Origin of the sequence: Reichenbachiella sp. MALMAid0571, assembly GCF_040151475.1 — a bacterium.
In the GTDB taxonomy this organism is placed as follows: Bacteria; Bacteroidota; Bacteroidia; order Cytophagales; family Cyclobacteriaceae; genus CAXBNB01.
The window spans coordinates 10,609-29,786 of the sequence record NZ_JBDKWG010000146.1; the positions used below are offsets into that span (position 1 = coordinate 10,609).

17 protein-coding genes are annotated in these 19,178 nt (G+C 38.2%); 8 read left to right on the forward strand and 9 right to left on the reverse strand.

All coding sequences use genetic code 11. The features are described from left to right. Positions 1-65: 65 nt before the first annotated feature. The 3 genes from uvrA to AAOP42_RS18265 all read right to left on the reverse strand — a co-directional run bounded on the left by uvrA (position 66) and on the right by AAOP42_RS18265 (position 4,676). Positions 66-2,921, reverse strand: coding sequence for an excinuclease ABC subunit UvrA (uvrA, locus tag AAOP42_RS18255; RefSeq protein WP_349530010.1), 2,856 nt, complete (start codon positions 2,919-2,921; stop codon positions 66-68). 49 nt (positions 2,922-2,970) lie between these two features. Then, positions 2,971-3,696: an LOG family protein gene (locus AAOP42_RS18260; protein ID WP_349530011.1), complete on the reverse strand. Its 726-nt coding sequence runs from the start codon at positions 3,694-3,696 to the stop codon at positions 2,971-2,973. Positions 3,697-3,767: 71 nt separating this feature from the next. Beyond that, on the reverse strand, positions 3,768-4,676 hold the full coding sequence (locus tag AAOP42_RS18265) for a TIGR01777 family oxidoreductase (protein WP_349530012.1): 909 nt from the start codon (positions 4,674-4,676) through the stop codon (positions 3,768-3,770). A 122-nt stretch (positions 4,677-4,798) separates the two neighbouring features. Here AAOP42_RS18265 and AAOP42_RS18270 point away from each other — a divergent pair, with 122 nt between their 5' ends. The 3 genes from AAOP42_RS18270 (at position 4,799) to AAOP42_RS18280 (ending at position 9,370) form a co-directional block, all read left to right on the forward strand. Next, complete coding sequence (locus AAOP42_RS18270) at positions 4,799-6,733, forward strand: cation:proton antiporter domain-containing protein (protein WP_349530013.1); 1,935 nt, start codon at positions 4,799-4,801, stop codon at positions 6,731-6,733. Positions 6,734-6,745: 12 nt separating this feature from the next. Further along, positions 6,746-8,377: a S8 family peptidase gene (locus tag AAOP42_RS18275; protein ID WP_349530014.1), complete on the forward strand. Its 1,632-nt coding sequence runs from the start codon at positions 6,746-6,748 to the stop codon at positions 8,375-8,377. 237 nt (positions 8,378-8,614) lie between these two features. After that, positions 8,615-9,370: a hypothetical protein gene (locus AAOP42_RS18280; RefSeq protein WP_349530015.1), complete on the forward strand. Its 756-nt coding sequence runs from the start codon at positions 8,615-8,617 to the stop codon at positions 9,368-9,370. 37 nt (positions 9,371-9,407) lie between these two features. Here AAOP42_RS18280 and pdhA read toward each other — a convergent pair whose 3' ends face one another. Next, positions 9,408-10,442, reverse strand: coding sequence for a pyruvate dehydrogenase (acetyl-transferring) E1 component subunit alpha (gene pdhA, locus AAOP42_RS18285; protein ID WP_349530016.1), 1,035 nt, complete (start codon positions 10,440-10,442; stop codon positions 9,408-9,410). A 97-nt stretch (positions 10,443-10,539) separates the two neighbouring features. Between pdhA and recF the strand changes: the two genes are divergently transcribed. Together recF and AAOP42_RS18295 are read left to right on the forward strand one after the other, a co-directional pair. Beyond that, the gene (gene recF, locus AAOP42_RS18290) at positions 10,540-11,655 is read left to right on the forward strand and encodes a DNA replication/repair protein RecF (RefSeq protein ID WP_349530017.1); all 1,116 of its coding nucleotides are present in this window, start codon (positions 10,540-10,542) and stop codon (positions 11,653-11,655) included. 168 nt (positions 11,656-11,823) lie between these two features. Continuing rightward, positions 11,824-13,809, forward strand: coding sequence for an ATP-binding protein (locus tag AAOP42_RS18295; protein ID WP_349530018.1), 1,986 nt, complete (start codon positions 11,824-11,826; stop codon positions 13,807-13,809). A 22-nt stretch (positions 13,810-13,831) separates the two neighbouring features. Here AAOP42_RS18295 and msrC read toward each other — a convergent pair whose 3' ends face one another. Beyond that, entirely contained in the window at positions 13,832-14,317 is a 486-nt protein-coding gene (gene msrC / locus AAOP42_RS18300) for a free L-methionine (R)-S-oxide reductase MsrC (RefSeq protein ID WP_349530019.1), read from the reverse strand. Between the two features lie 286 nt (positions 14,318-14,603). Here msrC and AAOP42_RS18305 point away from each other — a divergent pair, with 286 nt between their 5' ends. From AAOP42_RS18305 to AAOP42_RS18315, 3 genes are all read left to right on the forward strand, one after another. After that, entirely contained in the window at positions 14,604-14,882 is a 279-nt protein-coding gene (locus AAOP42_RS18305; RefSeq protein ID WP_349530020.1) for a type II toxin-antitoxin system RelE/ParE family toxin, read from the forward strand. Between the two features lie 13 nt (positions 14,883-14,895). After that, the gene (locus AAOP42_RS18310) at positions 14,896-15,180 is read left to right on the forward strand and encodes a HigA family addiction module antitoxin (RefSeq protein ID WP_349530021.1); all 285 of its coding nucleotides are present in this window, start codon (positions 14,896-14,898) and stop codon (positions 15,178-15,180) included. A 299-nt stretch (positions 15,181-15,479) separates the two neighbouring features. Beyond that, on the forward strand, positions 15,480-16,253 hold the full coding sequence (locus AAOP42_RS18315; RefSeq protein WP_349530022.1) for a hypothetical protein: 774 nt from the start codon (positions 15,480-15,482) through the stop codon (positions 16,251-16,253). A 12-nt stretch (positions 16,254-16,265) separates the two neighbouring features. On the opposite strand, the gene hisIE is transcribed toward AAOP42_RS18315, so the two are convergent. The 4 genes from hisIE to hisH form a co-directional block, all read right to left on the reverse strand. Next, the gene (gene hisIE / locus AAOP42_RS18320; protein WP_349530023.1) at positions 16,266-16,856 is read right to left on the reverse strand and encodes a bifunctional phosphoribosyl-AMP cyclohydrolase/phosphoribosyl-ATP diphosphatase HisIE; all 591 of its coding nucleotides are present in this window, start codon (positions 16,854-16,856) and stop codon (positions 16,266-16,268) included. Positions 16,857-16,955: 99 nt separating this feature from the next. Continuing rightward, complete coding sequence (gene hisF / locus AAOP42_RS18325; protein ID WP_349530024.1) at positions 16,956-17,711, reverse strand: imidazole glycerol phosphate synthase subunit HisF; 756 nt, start codon at positions 17,709-17,711, stop codon at positions 16,956-16,958. After that, positions 17,701-18,423, reverse strand: a complete 723-nt coding sequence (gene hisA, locus AAOP42_RS18330) for a 1-(5-phosphoribosyl)-5-[(5-phosphoribosylamino)methylideneamino]imidazole-4-carboxamide isomerase (protein ID WP_349530025.1) — start codon at positions 18,421-18,423, stop codon at positions 17,701-17,703. Before hisA ends, hisF begins: the two co-directional genes overlap by 11 nt. A 143-nt stretch (positions 18,424-18,566) precedes the next feature. Further along, positions 18,567-19,151, reverse strand: a complete 585-nt coding sequence (gene hisH, locus AAOP42_RS18335) for an imidazole glycerol phosphate synthase subunit HisH (protein ID WP_349530026.1) — start codon at positions 19,149-19,151, stop codon at positions 18,567-18,569. Positions 19,152-19,178: the final 27 nt, after the last annotated feature.

The window sequence follows — 19,178 nt, forward strand, 5'->3', positions numbered from 1 at the left end:
AAAGAGGCTGTTTCTGATGAAACAGTCTCTTTTTTTGTGGTTGATTATTGTTCAGAAAATAATGCTTACATCTCCAATTTCAAGAATGTTGCAGTAAACCCTTTATCTGTTTTGATCATTTCCTCTGGAGTACCACTAAACACAATGTTTCCACCACCATGACCTCCTTCCAGTCCCAAGTCAACAATATGATCTGCCACCTTTATCACGTCCATGTTGTGCTCTATCACCAAAACAGTATTACCTTTTTCCACCAGCTTGTTGAGTACTACGAGTAAATGTTGGATGTCCTGAAAATGCAGGCCTGTAGTAGGCTCATCTAATACATAGAAGGTTTTACCTGTATCTTTTTTGGATAGTTCCGTTGCTAGTTTTACCCGCTGTGCCTCACCTCCAGAAAGTGTAGTGGCATGTTGCCCAAGGGTAATGTATCCCAGCCCTACGTCATTCAGCGTTTTTATTTTCCGTACAATTTTGGGTTGGTTTTCGAAAAACTCAACAGCTTGCTCTACAGTCATTTCCAGCACATCTGAAATTGATTTGCCTTTGAACCTGATTTCCAACGTTTCCCGATTATATCTTTTACTCTTGCATGTTTCGCAAGGCACATGTACATCTGGTAGAAAATCCATTTCTACGAGTTTCATTCCAGCCCCTTCGCATGTTTCGCACCGACCTCCTTTTACATTGAAAGAGAACCTGCCTGGTTTGTATCCACGGATTTTTGCCTCCGGCAATTGGCAAAACAATGTCCTGATTTCAGAAAACACACCTGTGTAAGTGGCAGGGTTAGACCGTGGTGTTCTTCCAATAGGAGATTGATCTACTTCTATGGTTTTGTCCAAATATTCAATCCCCTTGATTTCATTATAAGGCAGAGGTTCTTTTCTCGACCTGTAAAATTTTCTATTAAGGATTGGCACCAACGTTTCATGAATCAACGATGATTTCCCGCTACCGGAAACCCCCGTGATGCAAATCATTTTTCCCAAAGGAAGCTCTAAGGTTACCTCTTTGAGGTTGTGGCCTGTTGCACCCTTTAGGATTAGAGCATTGCCATTACCTGGCCTTCTTGAGGCTGGTACTTCAATACTTTTGACACCATTCAAATAGGCGGCTGTCATGGTATCTGATTTCACAAAATCCTGAGGGCTGGCTGCAGATACAATTTGTCCACCATGCCTTCCTGCTCCCGGCCCTATATCTATCACAAAATCAGCATTGAGCATCATGTCCTTGTCATGCTCCACCACAATGACAGTATTTCCCAAATCACGCAAATCCTGCAGTGCCTTGATCAATTTCATATTGTCTCGCTGATGAAGCCCGATACTTGGTTCATCCAGGATGTATAAAACGCCTACCAACTGGGTACCAATTTGTGTTGCCAGACGAATACGTTGAGCTTCTCCACCTGAGAGGGTTTTCAATGGCCTGTTCAATTCCAGATAGTTTAACCCGACATCAAGTAAAAAGCCCAAACGCTTTCTTATTTCTTTTAATATCTCTGTAGCAATAATGTTTTGACGTTCGGTCAACCTCTGTTCCAGATTTTCAAACCACTCTGTCAAAGCTTCAATATTTAGAGAAGCAAGTTCCGATATATTCTTATTATCAATCTTAAAATGCAGCGACTCTTTTTTTAATCTTTGGCCATTACATTCAGGACAAGTGGTAACATTAGTGAAATCCTTGATCCATTTTTGTATTTTTTCTGATCCGGTATCTTTTTGTTTTTCAAGGAACAAGACAATGCCCTCAAACTTGGTTTGCCAATCCGTACCCGGATATTTTACAGATTTTACCGCTACAGGCTCACTGTCTCCATAAAGCAAAACCTGCATCACCTCCTCCGGAATGTCCTTGATAGGAGTAGTCAGGTTTACCTTGTGGCGCTTCAGGAGGGCTTCTATTTTCTTAAAAATCCAAATATCCCGAAATTCACCAAGCGGCAGAATGCCTCCACGACTGATACTTATAGATTCATCCGGAATGATAGATTTCCTGCTTATTTCTTCAATCTGCCCCAATCCATTGCATTCCGGACAAGCACCATAAGGTGAGTTAAAAGAAAATGTATTGGGAGCTGGTTCGTCATAGGCCAGACCAGTTTTAGGATCCATCAGGTACTTGGAAAAATGATGCTCCTGATTGTTCTCATCCAGAATCATAATGATTCCTTTACTGTGTTGTAGGGCAGTTTTTAAGGATTGATTGATTCTCGTCTTGTCTTTGTCCCGTACGAGGACTCTATCAACTACTATTTCAATATCATGAGTTTTGTACCGATCAACCTGCATTTTGGGAACCAAATCCATCATTTCTCCATTCACCCGTACTTTGCCAAACCCAAGTTTACTCACCTGAACAAAAAGCTCACGATAATGCCCTTTTCTTCCTTTTACCACTGGAGCTAAAATCGCTATTTTCTTCCCATCAAAATAAGAAAGGATATGCAATAAAATTTGCTCTTCGGTTTGTTTCTGCATTCGCTCTCCCGTAAGATAAGAAAATGCCTCTCCTGCCCGAGCAAATAAAAGTCGCATAAAATCATATACTTCGGTAACAGTACCCACCGTTGATCTGGGATTTCGGCTGGTAGTTTTTTGTTCGATAGAAATAACCGGACTCAATCCATTGATTTTGTCCACATCGGGACGTTCCATATCTCCAATAAAAGACCGGGCATAGGCGGAGAAGCTTTCCATATACCTCCTTTGGCCTTCAGCATACAGTGTGTCAAAAGCAAGAGAAGACTTACCACTACCACTTATTCCTGTAATAACCACCAATTGGTTCCTCTTAAACTTAAGGTCTATATTTTTCAGGTTGTGCTCACGTGCACCATATATTTCAATATACTCTGTGGCTTCATCCTCAACTATTGGGCTGCTTTTTGATGTGATCTCCTCTACTTCCATGTATTATTTATATTGGTTGATCCAATAGTTACTATGATCAATTGTAAAATTAAAAATTTGGTGAAAGCAGGAATTTACTGTAAAATTCGTCTATCACTCCAACTGCATCAGCAGCATTGTCCACTATACTAAAAAGCTTCAAATCCTCTTCACTCACGTTTTTTTCCTTGAGCATGACATCTCTGACCCAATCAAACAACCCACTCCAATATTCTTTCCCTACCAAAACAATAGGAAACTTTCCGATTTTCAAAGTTTGAATCAATGTGATCGCTTCAAATAGTTCATCCAAAGTACCAAAACCTCCGGGCATCACAATAAACCCCTGAGAATACCTTACGAACATTACTTTTCTTACAAAGAAATAATCGAAATTCATCAACTTGTCCTGATCTATGTAAGGATTATTTTTTTGCTCAAAAGGGAGGTCAATATTCAAGCCTACAGACTTGCCGTGTTTGCTATTAGCTCCTTTATTAGCTGCTTCCATTATTCCAGGTCCTCCGCCAGTTATCACACCATAACCATGCTTTACCAGTTCCGCTCCGATCTCCACGGCCATGTGGTAATACTTATGATCAGGCTTGGTACGAGCTGAACCAAAAACCGACACACAAGGGCCAATTTTAGCCAGCTTTTCAAAGCCTTCTACCATTTCGGCCATTACTTTGAATATCACCCACGAATCAGTACTTTTAATCTGATTCCAGTCTTTGTCTTTAAAGGCCTCTATAATTTTGCCCTTTTCTTCGTCGTTTAATTGATGATCTTTCATAAGTATATTTGAATTTAGTGGGTCAACTCAAAAAATTTAGCTGGCAAAGTTATCGAATTAACATCCAACACTCAATTGTCATTTAATATTTGACTTAAGGTTTCATCGAGGTTTTCATTTTGAAAATTAAACCCAGTAGATTTTATTTTTCTATTGGACACTTTATTGCCCCCTGTAACTATCACTGACATTTCGCCTAGCAGCAGTTTCAATACAAATGAAGGGACATTTGGCATAAAGAGGGGCTTACCCAGAGCGTTGGCAATTGAACGGGTCATCTCGCTATTTGTTACCGGATCGGATGACACAGCATTATATACTCCCTCAATATCTTTATTGTAAACTGCATAATTGATCAACTCAACCAAGTCGTTAATGTGAATCCAGCTGATCTGCTGCTTGCCTGTGCCTAACGGTGAACCGATAAAAAACTTAACAGGCAGAGCCATTTTTGGTAATGCACCTCCATTTTTTGCGAGAACTAAACCAATTCGAAGCTTAACAGTACGAATTCCCAATGCTGAAAATTTATCCACACTTTTTTCCCATTCCTCCACTACATCAGATAAGAACCCATCTCCCTTTTCACTTTCTTCCGTCATCAACTCCTCTTTGGTATCAATTCCATAATAACCCACTCCCGAGGCTGAAATAAAAACGGATGGTTTTTTTTTTAATTTTGAAACCGCATCAAAAAGCAATCTGGCTGAGTCCGTTCGGCTTGAGATGATTTTTGCTTTTTGCTTAGCTGACCATTTTTTGTCAGCAACACTCTCACCGGCAAGATGAATAATCGCATCCAAATTTTCAACAGCGGATTGATCCATTTTTCCTTTCTCAATATCCCACTCAAACACTTCAATATTGTCAATCGCTCTTTTGGATCTACTCAGATGTCGTACCTTATGATCTCCATTCAACAGGTTTTGTGTCAAATCAGAGCCAACCAACCCTCTTCCTCCTGTTATCAATATATTCATATTATTAAGACCTCTATGTTAAAAATTTCAAGCTAATTTATTATTAAGTCATTATGCTCAGTTGAAGATATTCATTATTTTACAAATTAATCTAATGGTCACTCTATAAAGTCTGCTATTGAATGGAATTGTTTTCCCCTGATAATAAAGAGTTATTAATATTGGTATTGGGCTTTGTAATTATTACTGTCGCTTCCAGCAGAATAGCTCTACTATTTAAAAAAATCAGGCTTCCATTTATTACAGGTTTTTTATTCACAGGGATCATCTGTGGTGCATATTTTTTGGGTTTAATACCGGAGGCTTCCAGGGTTAAGCTCAATTTTATTAATGAAATGGCTTTGGCATTTATTGCGTTTGCAGCAGGATCTGAATTGTATCTGCGAGAGTTGAGGTCTCGTTTCAACAGTATCAAGTGGAATACCATTGGACAACTTACTTCAACCTTCGTCATTGGTAGTGTAGCTGTTTTTTTTATGTCGGATTATATTCCTTTTATGACAGAAATGAATACAGAATCCAAGGTAGCCATATCTATGCTTTCAGGAATCATTTTTGTAGCCAGATCTCCTGCCTCTGCCATTGCCATTATCAACGAACTTCGGGCGAAAGGTCCTTTTACCCAAACAGTGATGGGCGTTACGGTGCTAAAAGATTTTATAGTAATCGTCTTGTTTGCTGTTTGTCTTTCGCTAGCGAAAACCATGACTGTAGGCGAAGCATTCAACATACTCAGTATTGTATTTTTAATTGGCGAAATATTTATTTCTCTGCTGATAGGAAGACTTCTTGGACATTTCTTAAAACTCGCTTTGTCCTTAAAAATCAAAGTAAGAGTCAAAGCCGGGATCATCATATTATTAGGATATTCAATTTATGAGATGTCCTATTTTGTTCATCATTTTACAGAAACTCATTTTATAAGAGAAATAGCATTGGAACCCCTTCTTATTTGTATTGTTGGGAGTCTGTATGTCACAAATTACACCAAATTCAGACCTGAATTTTTGAGAATATTAAGTGAAACAGGCCCGATGGTATATGCTGCATTTTTCACTTTAACCGGAGCATCATTGTCTATTGAAACATTGCTAGACGTATGGCCGGTTGCACTGGTATTGTTTGCGGTAAGGCTTGTGTCATTGATCGGTGGATCCTACTTTGGAGGCATGATGGCTGGCGATCCAATGCGGTTTTGTCATTTGGGATGGATGCCCTACATCACTCAGGCTGGTGTAGCACTGGGATTGTCCACAGTCATTGCCAATGAATTTCCTGAATGGGGAGGAGACTTTTATACCGTAGTGATCGCTATCATTGTGATCAATCAGGTAGTGGGGCCACCTCTTTTTAAATGGGCATTGGGGAAAGTAGGAGAAGACCGTAGCAGGGGAGATTTTGGAGCAGATGGATCCCGTGATGCCATTATTTATGGATATGAAAGTCAGTCTGTAGCACTGGCCAACCAACTGATGAGCAAAGGATGGAGTGTAATTATAGCTTCCAGGCAGAAAAAAGGTGCTTTTGAAGAGCCTGAAGGATTAGACATCAGATACATCAAAGACCTTTCTTTAGAAAGTTTGAATAGCCTGGATGCCGATAAAGCAGAGGCAATAGTTTGCATGCTTTCTGACAAAAAGAATTATGAAATATGCGAATTGTCTTACCATCACTTTGGCACTCCGGATATGATAGTACGCCTAACCGACCGCTATTATACCGATCGTTTTCTTGCTCTCGGTGTAAAAGTGGTAGATCCATCTATGGCGATTGTCAACTTACTCGATCATTTTGTGCGTTCTCCTCAGGCTACCTCACTTCTATTAGGAATGGAAACAGGTCAGGACACCAGAGATCTTGAATTGCTAAATAAAGACTTGCACGGCATTGCACTAAGGAATTTACGCCTGCCTCCTGATGTCATTATTTTATCAATAAAAAGAGGCGGGCACATGATTATTTCTCATGGATATACTCGTCTCAGATCAGGAGATGTTGTTACTTTTGTAGGTTCTAATGAAAGCCTCGAACAGCTGAGCTCAAAGTTTAGCAATTAATTATATGCATAAATGATCAAATATTTTTTATCCTCTCTTACCTTTTTATTCCTTTCCTTAATAATCAAAACATCAACAACCGCTCAGGTAAATAGTGTTGATGAATTAGAATCAGGGTTTTTAAACTGGTACAATCAAGACCCTGAACTTGATCGTGTACCCGGAATCAGTACCGAAAGGGCTTATAGTGAATTGATCAAAAATTCTAAAGCTAAAAAAACTATTGTTGTTGCCATTATAGATAGCGGAGTGGACATCAATCATGAAGATTTGCAAGGGAAAATATGGGAAAATGAGGGTGAGATAGCGGACAATAACATCGACGATGATGGAAACGGTTATATAGATGACATCCATGGCTGGAATTTCATTGGAAACAAACATGGAGAGAACATCGACCTGGAGAATTTTGAATACACCCGCATGTACAAAAAATTCAATTCAAAATTTGAAAATGTCTCATCCCTTTCGGATGTCTCTAAAAGTGAAGAAAGAGATTTTGTAGTCTATAAAAAAAGCAAGGCACTTTATGAAGAGAACCTCTCAAAGTACCAAAAGGAAAAAGAGGGAATATCCATGTTTGAAGAAATCTTTGAAACAGCCAAAGAGATCATTAAAAACGAAACGGGTGTTAGTCCCAACTCTTTAAAGGAATTAAAATCTATTCGCACCAAATCAAAACGAACTTCAAAAGCCATCTCATTTTTGATTGACAAATACAAAATGGGGCTGACAGAAGACAAATTGAATGAGTACAAAAGCCACAATGAAGAGTGTCTGAATATGCACTTGAATGTGGACTTCAACCCAAGAGACATCATTGGTGACAACCCAACTGATATAGAAGATGTCAACTATGGCAACAACGATGTGAAAGGTCAAAGATCGGATCATGGTACTTCAGTTGCTGGTGTGATTGCTGCCAACAGGAATAATGGCCTGGGCATAAATGGGATCGCCGAAAATGTAAAGCTGATGGTGTTGAGAACCATTCCTCAAGGAGATGAATATGACAAAGATGTGGCTTTGGCCATCAGGTATGCTGCTGACAATGGAGCAAACATTATCAATATGAGCTTTGGTAAAGAAATGTCTCCCAACAAGGAATTTGTAGATGCTGCCATCAAATATGCTGAAAGTAAGAATATATTGATGGTGCATGCATCCGGTAATAGCGGTATCAACGTGGATGTTGAGCCTCGTTTTCCAAATGCTACCTGTCTGGATGGAACGACCGTACGGTCGTGGTTAGATGTAGGAGCTTCCACAAAATACAAAACTTCTTCTATTGCTGCAGAGTTTTCCAACTATGGCAAGAAGGGTGTTGATGTATTTGCTCCCGGAAAGGATATAATATCTCTTGAGCCTGAAGACCTCTACAACATGAGTGATGGTACCAGCCTTGCCAGCCCGATTGTGACAGGAGTGGCAGCCTTGGTATGGTCTCACCATCCACAATTGAGTGCACTTCAACTCAAAGAAGTATTGACTGAATCCTCTTTTAAGATTAAAAAAGGAAAAGTGCAGATTCCTGATCTGGAGTCTGAAAAAAGGCCTAAAGGAAAGTTCAATCAGCTTTCCAGTAGCGGAGGAATTGTTAATGCTTATACGGCAATGAAATTGGCTGAAGAAATGTCAAAATAAATATTGAAACAGGGAATTCTATATCAAAGTAAGCTTTTTCATAAGTTTTCCATCTATCAGCTAGTTCTAGTTTCACCCATTCTACTTTTTGATTTATACCTTATATTCTTACTGATAGAACCGTATTTGGACATTCCATATTCAGGGATGAAGTTTCATTGGGAAAATTTGCGGTCTCCTGTTGCAGTTATTAGTCTTGTCCTAGCGTTCATCTTTGCAACCATTTTATTTCCATTGATGATACTCAATACTCCTATTGAAGTGACCATCTCCAAAAGGGAAATTATCGTCAAAAGACCTTTTGTGTTTCAGACAAGAAAATATCCACTTAGAGGGATAAGGGGATATTCTTTTGGTTCCACTACAATGTATAAAAAGTTAGCGGGTATTGTTAAAATTTATCACGAAAATGAAAATTTCATGCTGCGTTCTGTTCAAGTGGATAACCTGAAAAATATTGTTGAGCAACTGGATTATTTAGGAATCAAATTTTTGGGACATGAAGAGCGAGTCTTCAATTGGAATTTGAAAGGGTGGGGTCAATACAAATATTTATATGACACTCAAGGATATTTATATAAGCAAAATGACGAGGACTCAATTAATACCCTCGTTTTAAACAAGCCCTCAACACCCTATTTTCTTTTTACTGTAATTGCAATTACTACTTACATGCTTTTTCTTGCCTTTCCTGTTTTTGATTTGAGGGAGAGGTATATCAATTATCATTTTGATCAGTTTCCTTCAGAAACAGTTGGTAGTTTTTACAGATGTATTCCAGTAAAAAATAAAAAAGGAGGAATTACAGAAAAAAGAAAAGCCTATTATAAATTCTTTGTAGATGGTGAACGATATACTGATACCAGAACTTTTAAAAAAGGCTGCCCCCCGAAGGGTAGTAAAGCTGTGATCCTGTATTCTTACAAGAACCCGTCAATTAGTAAATTCATCAAACCTATTGGAAATAAGAGCACAAAAAAACCTTCTCAATAATGAGAAGGTTCTAATCATAATATTTTCACGCTCTTAATCAGGCATCCTCTAAATAAGGATAATCACTCTGAGCATATACATCTTTGTAGGCTTCAGATGGATCAGGGAATGCTGATTCTTCAGCGAATTTCACAGACTCTTCCACTTTTTCTTTGATCTGATTGTCGATAGCTTCCAAATCTTTTTCTGTAGCTATTTTCCCATCAAGGATTAAATGTCTTACCTGCTCTATCGGATCTCTCGACTTATAAGCTTCCACTTCTTCTTTTGTTCTATACTTGGCAGGATCTGACATAGAGTGTCCCTTGTACCTGTATGTTCTGAATTCCAATAGGGTTGGCCCATCTCCTTTTCGTGCCCTGTCAGCTGCTTCTGCTACCGCATGGTGCACATCCACCACAGACATTCCGTCAACAGACTTGGAAGGCATTTCGTAAGCATTTGCCAGGTCTGCTAGACTGGTTACGTTAGAAGTTCTTTTTACGGAAGTACCCATTGCATATCCGTTGTTTTCTATGCAGAAGATCACCGGGATTTTCATGGTCATCGCAATGTTCATAGCCTCATGAAATGCACCCTGTCTCACAGCACCGTCACCCATGTAAGTCATACACAAGTTGTCTGTTCCTTTATATTTTTCTGCAAAAGCAATACCTGTACCCAAAGGAACCTGGCCTCCTACAATTCCATGACCACCAAAAAAGCCATGCTCTTTGTCAAACATGTGCATCGATCCACCTTTACCTTTAGAGATACCTGTTTCTTTTCCGTACAATTCGGCCATAATTTTATTCGGATCAGAGCCCAAAGCAATTGGGTGTGCGTGATCTCTATAGGCAGTAATGTATTTGTCTCCTTCTTTCAATGCTGAGATGGCTCCTGCAACACATGCTTCTTGTCCAATGTATAAGTGACAAAAACCTCTGATTTTTTGCTGTCCATAAAGCTGCCCCGCTTTTTCCTCAAATTTCCTCATCATCATCATGTTTTCATACCAAAACATAAATGTTGCTTTTGGAAACTCATTTTTGGAAGTCGCCTTCTTTGTTTTTTTATCTTTTACAGTTGCCATTCTATAAGTTTTAAATTTTATCGCCCGACAAGACATTTCTATTCTACGCCGGAAACGAAGAGCGAAATTAACTAATTTCGCATATTCGGCAAAATATATGATACTCCAAAGAATCACCCTTTTCAATTTCAAAAATTATGAAAATTCGGACATTACTTTTTGCTCCGGACTCAATTGCCTGACCGGACTCAATGGAAGCGGAAAAACCAATTTGCTGGATGCCATATACTATTTGTCTTTGACTAAAAGTGCCTTCAATTCTGTTGACAGCCAAAACATCAAACACGAAAGTAATTTCTTTTCGATTCGAGCTGAATTTGAAATGAAAGAAAAACAACACAAACTACAGTGCAGCCTCAAACAAGGAGAGAAAAAAAATTTTAAAGTGAACGATTCTCCCTATGAAAAACTGAGCGAACACATCGGTAAGTTTCCGGTGGTACTGATAGCTCCCAATGATGACGACCTGATCAGGGAGAGTAGTGAAGTAAGGAGGAAGTTTTTTGATAGCATTGTTTCGCAAACCAACAAAAGCTATTTAGAACAACTGATCCGCTACAATCATTTTCTGAAACAAAGAAATTCACTCCTGAAAAGGATAAACGAAACTGGCAAAAGAGATCTTGACTTGTTGCGTCAATACGATGATGAAATCATTAACCTTAGCATTATTTTGTCTAAACACCGGAAAGAATTTGTAGAATCACTACTGCCAATATTTCTTTCGCACTACCAAAATATATCCGGAGGAAAAGAAATTGCAGACATACAATATGCGACCAAAGTTGATGAAAAGGACTTTAAGAAAAATTTTGCTAAAAGCATAGAAAGAGACATCATCTTACAAAGAACCACCATGGGAATTCATAGAGATGATTACTCTTTTACCATCAATGACAACCCATTAAAAAAGTTTGGGTCTCAGGGTCAGCAAAAATCATTTCTGATCAGCCTGAAGCTTTCGCAGTTTGAATATGTAAAAAAAGAAAAAGGCATTACACCAATATTACTGCTAGACGACATTTTTGACAAACTAGATGATGAACGCATCCGGAAGTTGATTGAAATGATCACCCAAAATAAGTTCAAGCAAATTTTTCTTACAGATGCCAGAAAAGAAAGAACTAAAAATATCCTTTCAAGCCTGGAAACTGAAATAAAAATATTTAATATAGAAAATAATAGCATTAGCGACCAAATTGATCCCAGTTAATAGGTTTGCGACTACTCTGGTGCAACCTCGTCCTACGCAGGAGTAATGAAAGTAGCCAACAAACACATCATACCTATGAAAAAGTGCCATCTCTTATGAGAAAAGTAGTTGAATGTGATTTACTATATTTAATATTATCTTAGTTGGTAAAATTTAAACAATAGCCTAATGGGTTTTATCCACATCAAAACGCTACTAATTACAATCTTAGCAGTATTAGCCATATCTTCTCATGTATTTTCGCTTGCAAAACTTGACAGCCTTTTTAATGAATTGAGCACCTCAAATGCTTCTGGTAGAGCTGCAATATTGGCAGAAATAGCAAATGCTTATTATTATAGTGATATAGAAAAGGTCAAAATATACCTTGACTCGGCAATTGTGGAAGTAGATACTGAAAACGATAAAATAGTACTAGCCAAGATTTATCATTACTATGGTGACTATTATGATCGAATAGCCAATCAGGATTCTGCCATTTTTTTCTATAACAAAAGTGTAAACCTCAACAGATTGATTGGTGAACAGGTGGGAATCGCAAAAGGAGTTTCCCGAATTGGCTTGATGTATTACAAATCGGGAAATTATGATTTGGCATCAAAGCATTTTTTTGATGCAGTACAAATAGCCGAAAAAACTGATGATAGTAGAACTATAGCAGTTTGTTATGGGTATCTGGGTCATTTGTTTTATAGTCAAAAAAACTTTGAAGATGCACTGAGGTACCAAAAACTCACCAGAAAGTTGCACATCGAAGACAATGACATGAGAGATGCTGCAACCGCTTCTGTCAACATTGGTAATGCCTTTCACCAATTAAAACAGTATGATTCTGCGCTGTATTATCTCAACAGTGCTCTGGATCAATTTATACTGGAAAAAGACACTTTGGCTCAAAGCTACCCATACAACAACATGGCTCTGGTATATAACGACCGAAAGCAACATCATAAGAGTATAGAATATTTACAAAAAGGATTGGATATCCGAATCAAATACAAGGAACCAAGGGGAGTCTGTTTCGGATATAATTTTATCGGCCTCAACTATCAGGAATTGGGAGATTATAAAAAAGCCATTGAGAATTATAAAAAATCAGTGGAAAATGCGATTCCCATTAATTATGTACTCCTATTAAAAAGTAGCTATGAAGGACTCTCTGCCTGTTATGATTCTCTAAAACAGTTCAAAGAGGCGTATGAATACCAGAAACTAACGACTGTACTTGCTGACACCTTGTTCACCAGAGAAAAAACGCAAGAACTGGCAGAAGCTCAGACAAAATTTGAAACAGAAAAAAAAGAACAACAAATTATAGCCCAAGACTTAATTATAGCTGAGGAAAAAGCGGTTAATCAAAGAAATCTGGCTATTATATTCGGTTTGATCTTGTGTTTGGTATTGATAGTGGTTTTGGTTCTTTTCCAAAGGAATAGAATGAGAAAAAAACAGCAACTTGCCTTACAGCAAAAGGATTTGGAATATCAGGAGCAACAATTGAATGCCATCATCGATAGCCAGGAAAAGGAGAGAAGCCGTTTCGCTTCCGATTTACACGATGGATTTGGCCAGCTCATTTCTATTTTAAAATTGAATGTAGAAAGTATAGCCAGTCAAAAAGACATGGAAAAAAGAAGCTCTATTTACGATAAATCTATCTCTATTTTGAATGAGATGTATGGAGAGTTAAAAAATATATGTTTCAATCTGATGCCTCAAAGTCTGTTGAAATTAGGATTGGAAGCATCGCTCAAAGAATTTGCTGATAAAATCAACGCTTCCGAAAAATTGATGGTAGATGTAATGGTTTTCGATTTGAATGAACGGTTAACCGGTTTACAGGAAATATCCATTTACCGGATAGTACAAGAATGGGTCAACAATATAATAAAGTACAGTGATGCCCAAAAAGTAACCATCCAACTGACCAAAGATGAGGGGGAAATTACACTCACCATAGAAGATGATGGAATGGGATTTGAGATCTCGAAGCTGACCGAAAGCAAAGGAAACGGCTGGAAAAACATAAGATCAAGGACCAACCTGATTCATGGGGATTTAGAAGTAGATACTACAGTCAATCAAAGAGGAACTCTTTTCTCCATCAATATTCCGGTAGTTATAGAAACGGAAAGTGTACCTTCTCCTGCGTAATTTTTTTTTTACCAGATGACAACTATCTGATCCCACTACAGAGTAGTGTCGTCAGCTTTTCCAACCATACCTGATCGGTTTTATCGAAATAATTAAGCTGCTCATTGTCTATATCCAATACCAGAAATACTTTTCCGCTTTTAAAAGCCGGTACGACAATCTCTGATCTCGATTTAAAGTTGCATGCAATATGTCCGGGAAACTCATCGACATCTTCCACAATGACAGTTTCTCCTCTTTGCCATGCAGTGCCACATACTCCTTTTCCCCGTTGAATTCTGGTGCAAGCTATTGGCCCCTGAAACGGCCCAAGTACCAATTCGTCATTCTTTACCAAATAGAAACCAACCCAGAAAAAATCAAAGGTTTGCTTCAGGGCAGCAGAAACATTGGCAAGATTAGCAACCAAGTCAGGTTCGCCCGCAATCAATGCTTCGATCTGGGGAATTAAAGACTCATATCTTGAGACTTTATCTGAGGACTGGGAAATAATAAGGTTTTCTGACATAGCTATTTAATTGTGGCAAAGATAAGAAAGTTGCTTTTCAAAAAACCATTGTTCTGGTTGTGATTCTTTCTGACGAAGGAAGAATTTTGCTGGGTTTCTGGGGGATTTCTCGTGCCTCATTGACAGGGAAGATTATTCTAACTGGAACTAAGTGATTAGGTGTTTTCCAAAATAGTCCCCAAACCACTTGATATTTCATAGGCCTGTGCTATATTTGTAACGCATAACGTTACACGTGTTACGCTGGGATTCTTCAGAATCCAAAATAAATTTTTTAACTTTTAAAATGATAATTTCATTTAAACATAAAGGACTAAAAAAGTTCTTTATTGAGGGAGATATATCTAAACTAAATCCAAGCCATATTAACAAATTGAGGCGAATCTTATTCAGACTCAATAATGCCAAAGAGCTAAGAGATTTAAACGTGCCAGGTTGGCGGCTTCACAAGTTGAAGGGAAATTTGAAAGGTTGTTTTGCAATTGATGTTAGTGGAAATTTTAGAGTGATATTCAGTTTTGAAAAAGGCGATTCGTATGATGTAGATTATGATGACTACCATTAAAAATTAACTGGCAATGATAATGTTTAACCCACCACATCCGGGAGAAATCTTGAAAGAGGATTATTTGATTCCATTGGAATTAACCATTACACAATTGGCAAAATCTCTGGGAGTTTCTCGCAAAAATCTTTCTGAGATAATTAACGAAAAAACCGGGATCAGTGCAGAAATGGCCATTAGATTGTCTAAAGCATTCAATACCACTCCTGAATTGTGGATTGGCATGCAAAAAGAATATGAGCTAGCCAAAGCTTTGACAAAGGGCAGTGAGATAATAGTGGAGCAATTAGTTAGATAGAGCCACCATTTTCATTCAATAATCTGGGAAAAAACCTATGGGGTGTAAGTTAACCACTTCAATTATCACCTGAAGATCATTATTGTTACAAAACCATGAACCTTCTATATGATTTTGGAAGCAAAGTTTCAATTTGAACGAACACTTCTCCTGTTGTCATTCTGACGAAGGAAGAATCTTGCTTGCTTATTGCGAGATTTCTCGTACCTCGAAATGACAAGGAGGCATTGGTAGAATATCTAAAGGAATTTTGTTTCCTTGAAAAAAGAGGTTAATTTGAATGTTAATATTTTAAACTCTTGAAAAGAGAGTTAGAGATAAGAATACCAATGAATAGCGTAATTCTTAAAATATCTTCCCTTGTAGCAATTTTCTTTCTTGCTTCAGTAATTTATTTAGCTACATATTGGGGTGGCTACCAAATTGAAATATTCCAGTATTTAGCTTTAAATCAAGTAATCATTTCTGGACTTAGTCCGTTAGTGGATGGTACTATGATGATCCTTTTCTTCTGGATAGTTTCCTTTATGTTACTCAATAAAGTATACCCATATGGTGGGTATCAGAAGTTATCTGATCAAGAAAAAAATACTAAATATCGCAAAATAATCAGAAGAATAATAACAATTATAGCTTTCATATTACAGCCGACCTTTTTGCTTATACTTTTCTTTTTTGACAAAGAAATGTATTACCTTCTACTAGCTTCAGCTATTTCAATTTATTCAGTGTTTATTACAAACTTCTTAATAAGAAAGGAAGTTATTCACGTTGATGGAATAGATGTTATGCTTACGCCATTAATTGTGTTTATCTTAATAAGCGCATTCTCGATTGCAAAAAGAAATTCACTTGAAATAAATGAAAACAAAAGATTTGATTACGTCTTGTTGGGAAAAGAATACTCTAAATACTTAGGCAAAGCAGGTGATTATTTTATCTTCACAAACTTCAGTAATGCGTCAACCCATGTTATCAATAAGGATGAACTAAAGAAAATCGAAATATTCTCATTTAACAAAACACCAAAAACTTCAACTGATTCAGTTATTGTAAAACTAATCAACCAATGAAGAAAAATTTAATCAATTCCTCCCCTCCAACACTTTCACCACATCTTTTAAAGTAAATCCTTTGGCTTGAAGTAAAATCAGGTAATGATAAAGCAAGTCTGCAGACTCATCAAGGAACAATTCGTCATTGTCGTCTTTTGCTTCAATGACCACTTCCACAGCCTCTTCGCCCACTTTTTGAGCTACTTTGTTGATGCCCTTTTTGAACAACGAAGAAGTATAAGACTCATCCGATGGATTGTTTTTACGGTCGGTGATTACTGACTCCAGTTTTGACAGAAAGCCAAATGACTGCTCATTGTCCTCAGCCCAGCAAGTGTCGGTTCCTTTGTGGCAAGTTGGTCCAATTGGATTGGCCTGTACAAGTAGCGTATCATTATCACAGTCGTTTTTGATTCCGACCAATTCCAAGAAGTTTCCACTTTCCTCTCCCTTTGTCCAGAGACGATTTTTAGTGCGGCTATAGAAAGTTACTTTGCCCGATTCAACGGTTTTATCATACGCATCCTGATTCATATAACCCAACATCAATACCTTCTGTGTCACTGCATCTTGTACAATTGCCGGTACCAGCCCGTTTCCTTTATCGAAATTTATTGTCATAATACTTTAGTCTATAGTCCATGGTCAATTGTCCATGGTATTCTTCTTGTCTAATTTATTCTTTATTCTTCGACTATGGCCTATCGACCATTGACTCTTTCAAACCCTCATCGGGATTCCCTGACCCGCCAAATTATTTTTTAAATCCCTGATATCAATTTCTTTGAAATGGAAAACGCTGGCCGCCAAAGCAGCATCTGATTTTCCCTCCTTAAAAGTATCAGCAAAATGTTGCATGTTTCCCGCTCCGCCTGAAGCGATAATCGGAATATTGAGCATGTCCGACATTTTAGCAAGGGCTTCATTGGCAAATCCATTTTTCGTGCCGTCATGATCCATGGAAGTAAACAGGATTTCGCCAACACCCCTTTCTTCTGCTTCTGCCACCCAATCAAAAAGCTCAATTTCAGTAGGCACTTTTCCCCCTACCAAATGCACGATCCATTTTCCATCTATTTGCTTAGCATCCACTGCCAGCACTATGCATTGCGCTCCAAATTCATTGGAAAGCTGATTGAGCAGCTTCGGATTGCGCACCGCAGCAGAATTGACCGAAACCTTGTCAGCTCCGGAATGAAGCAAAATATTGACATCTTCTTTACTTGATATTCCTCCTCCTACAGTAAAAGGGATACTGATTTTTCTGGCTACATTTTGTACCATGTTGGCCAAAGTTTTGCGTTTTTCCCCCGTGGCGGTAATGTCCAAAAAGACCAGTTCGTCAGCACCGTTTTCCGAGTAAATAGCGGCAAGTTCTACCGGATCACCTGCGTCAATCAGATTGACGAAGTTGACACCTTTCACTGTTCTGCCATCCTTTACATCCAGACAAGGTATGATCCTTTTAGTTAGCATATTTTCTCAGGTCTTTTAAAGTAATTCTATTTTCATAAATGGCTTTACCAATGATGACACCATCTGCTCCTATTTCCACCAATGGATCAATTTCAGACAGTTCCGTAATGCCTCCACTGGCTACTACTTTCATTTCAGGATATTTCTCCAATATATTTTTGTATAGGTCAAGCGAAGCTCCCTGCAACATACCATCTTTATCGATATCGGTACTCACTAGGTATTGCAAGCCTACATTCTGAAAGCTGCCAATAAAATCATAAATATCCGTTTCGGTGGCATCCTGCCAGCCGCCTATTGCAATTTTTTCATTCTTTGCATCTGCACTCAGGATCACTTTATCCGATCCATATTTTAACAACCACTTGATAAAAAGAGGTCTGTTTTTAATGGCAGTACTTCCCACATTGATTTGAGCTGCACCATTTTCGAACGCAATATTGATGTCTTCATCCGTTTTGATCCCACCACCAAAATCAATAGTAAGAGAAGTGTTTGAGGCTATTTTTTCCAGTACCTTCCAGTTTACTATACCTGCGGATTTAGCACCATCCAAATCTACCAAATGCAGGTATTTGATTCCATTTTCTTCAAATTCTTTGGCTACTTCAAGCGGATCCTCGTTGTAGATTTTCTTTTGGTTGTAGTCACCTTTGGTTAGTCTAACACACTTACCATCTATAATGTCTATGGCCGGGATTATTCTGATCATGTTTGTAGTATTTTAAAATCTCAAAATAGTAATTTTCCAGACATACTCCAGAATCTTCCACTTTGGTCAGCATTTTATCTTTTTCCAAAAAATATCCGAATAGGTCTGGCAATACGCTGATGGTTTTGAGATTTAGTCCTCATTTATAATTCTAAAAAGTTTTTTAATATCCTTTGTCCAGCGTCACTACTCTTCTCGGGGTGAAACTGGCAACCGAAAAAATTGTCTTTTTGTATGGCCGAAGCATACGGAATTCCATAGTCGGTGGTGGCTATAGAATAGGTTGACTCAGGCACAAAGTACCCATGTACAAAATACATGTATTCTCCCTCTTTCAACCCATCAAAAAGAGGGCTTTTCAAATTGGTGATTTGATTCCATCCCATGTGGGGCACCTTGATGTCTCCGGTCATTTTTTCCACGGTCAGTGGAAAAATGCCAATTCCGTCAGTATTTCTTTCAACAGAATGCGCACATAGCAATTGCATTCCAAGGCAAACGCCCAAAACCGGTTGTTTCAATGTCGGAATCAGGTCTTGTAATCCATTAGAGTTTATGGCTTTCATCGCACTCCTGGCTTCCCCGACTCCCGGAAATATGATTTTATCGGCTGAGGCTATTACCTCATGGTCTTTTGACAGCACAGGAGCAATACCCAATCTTTCCAATGCAAACTTGACAGATTGCACATTGCCAGCCCCATAATCTATTATTACTACTTTGCTCATTTTTATTGGTTCATGGTCAACTGGGTA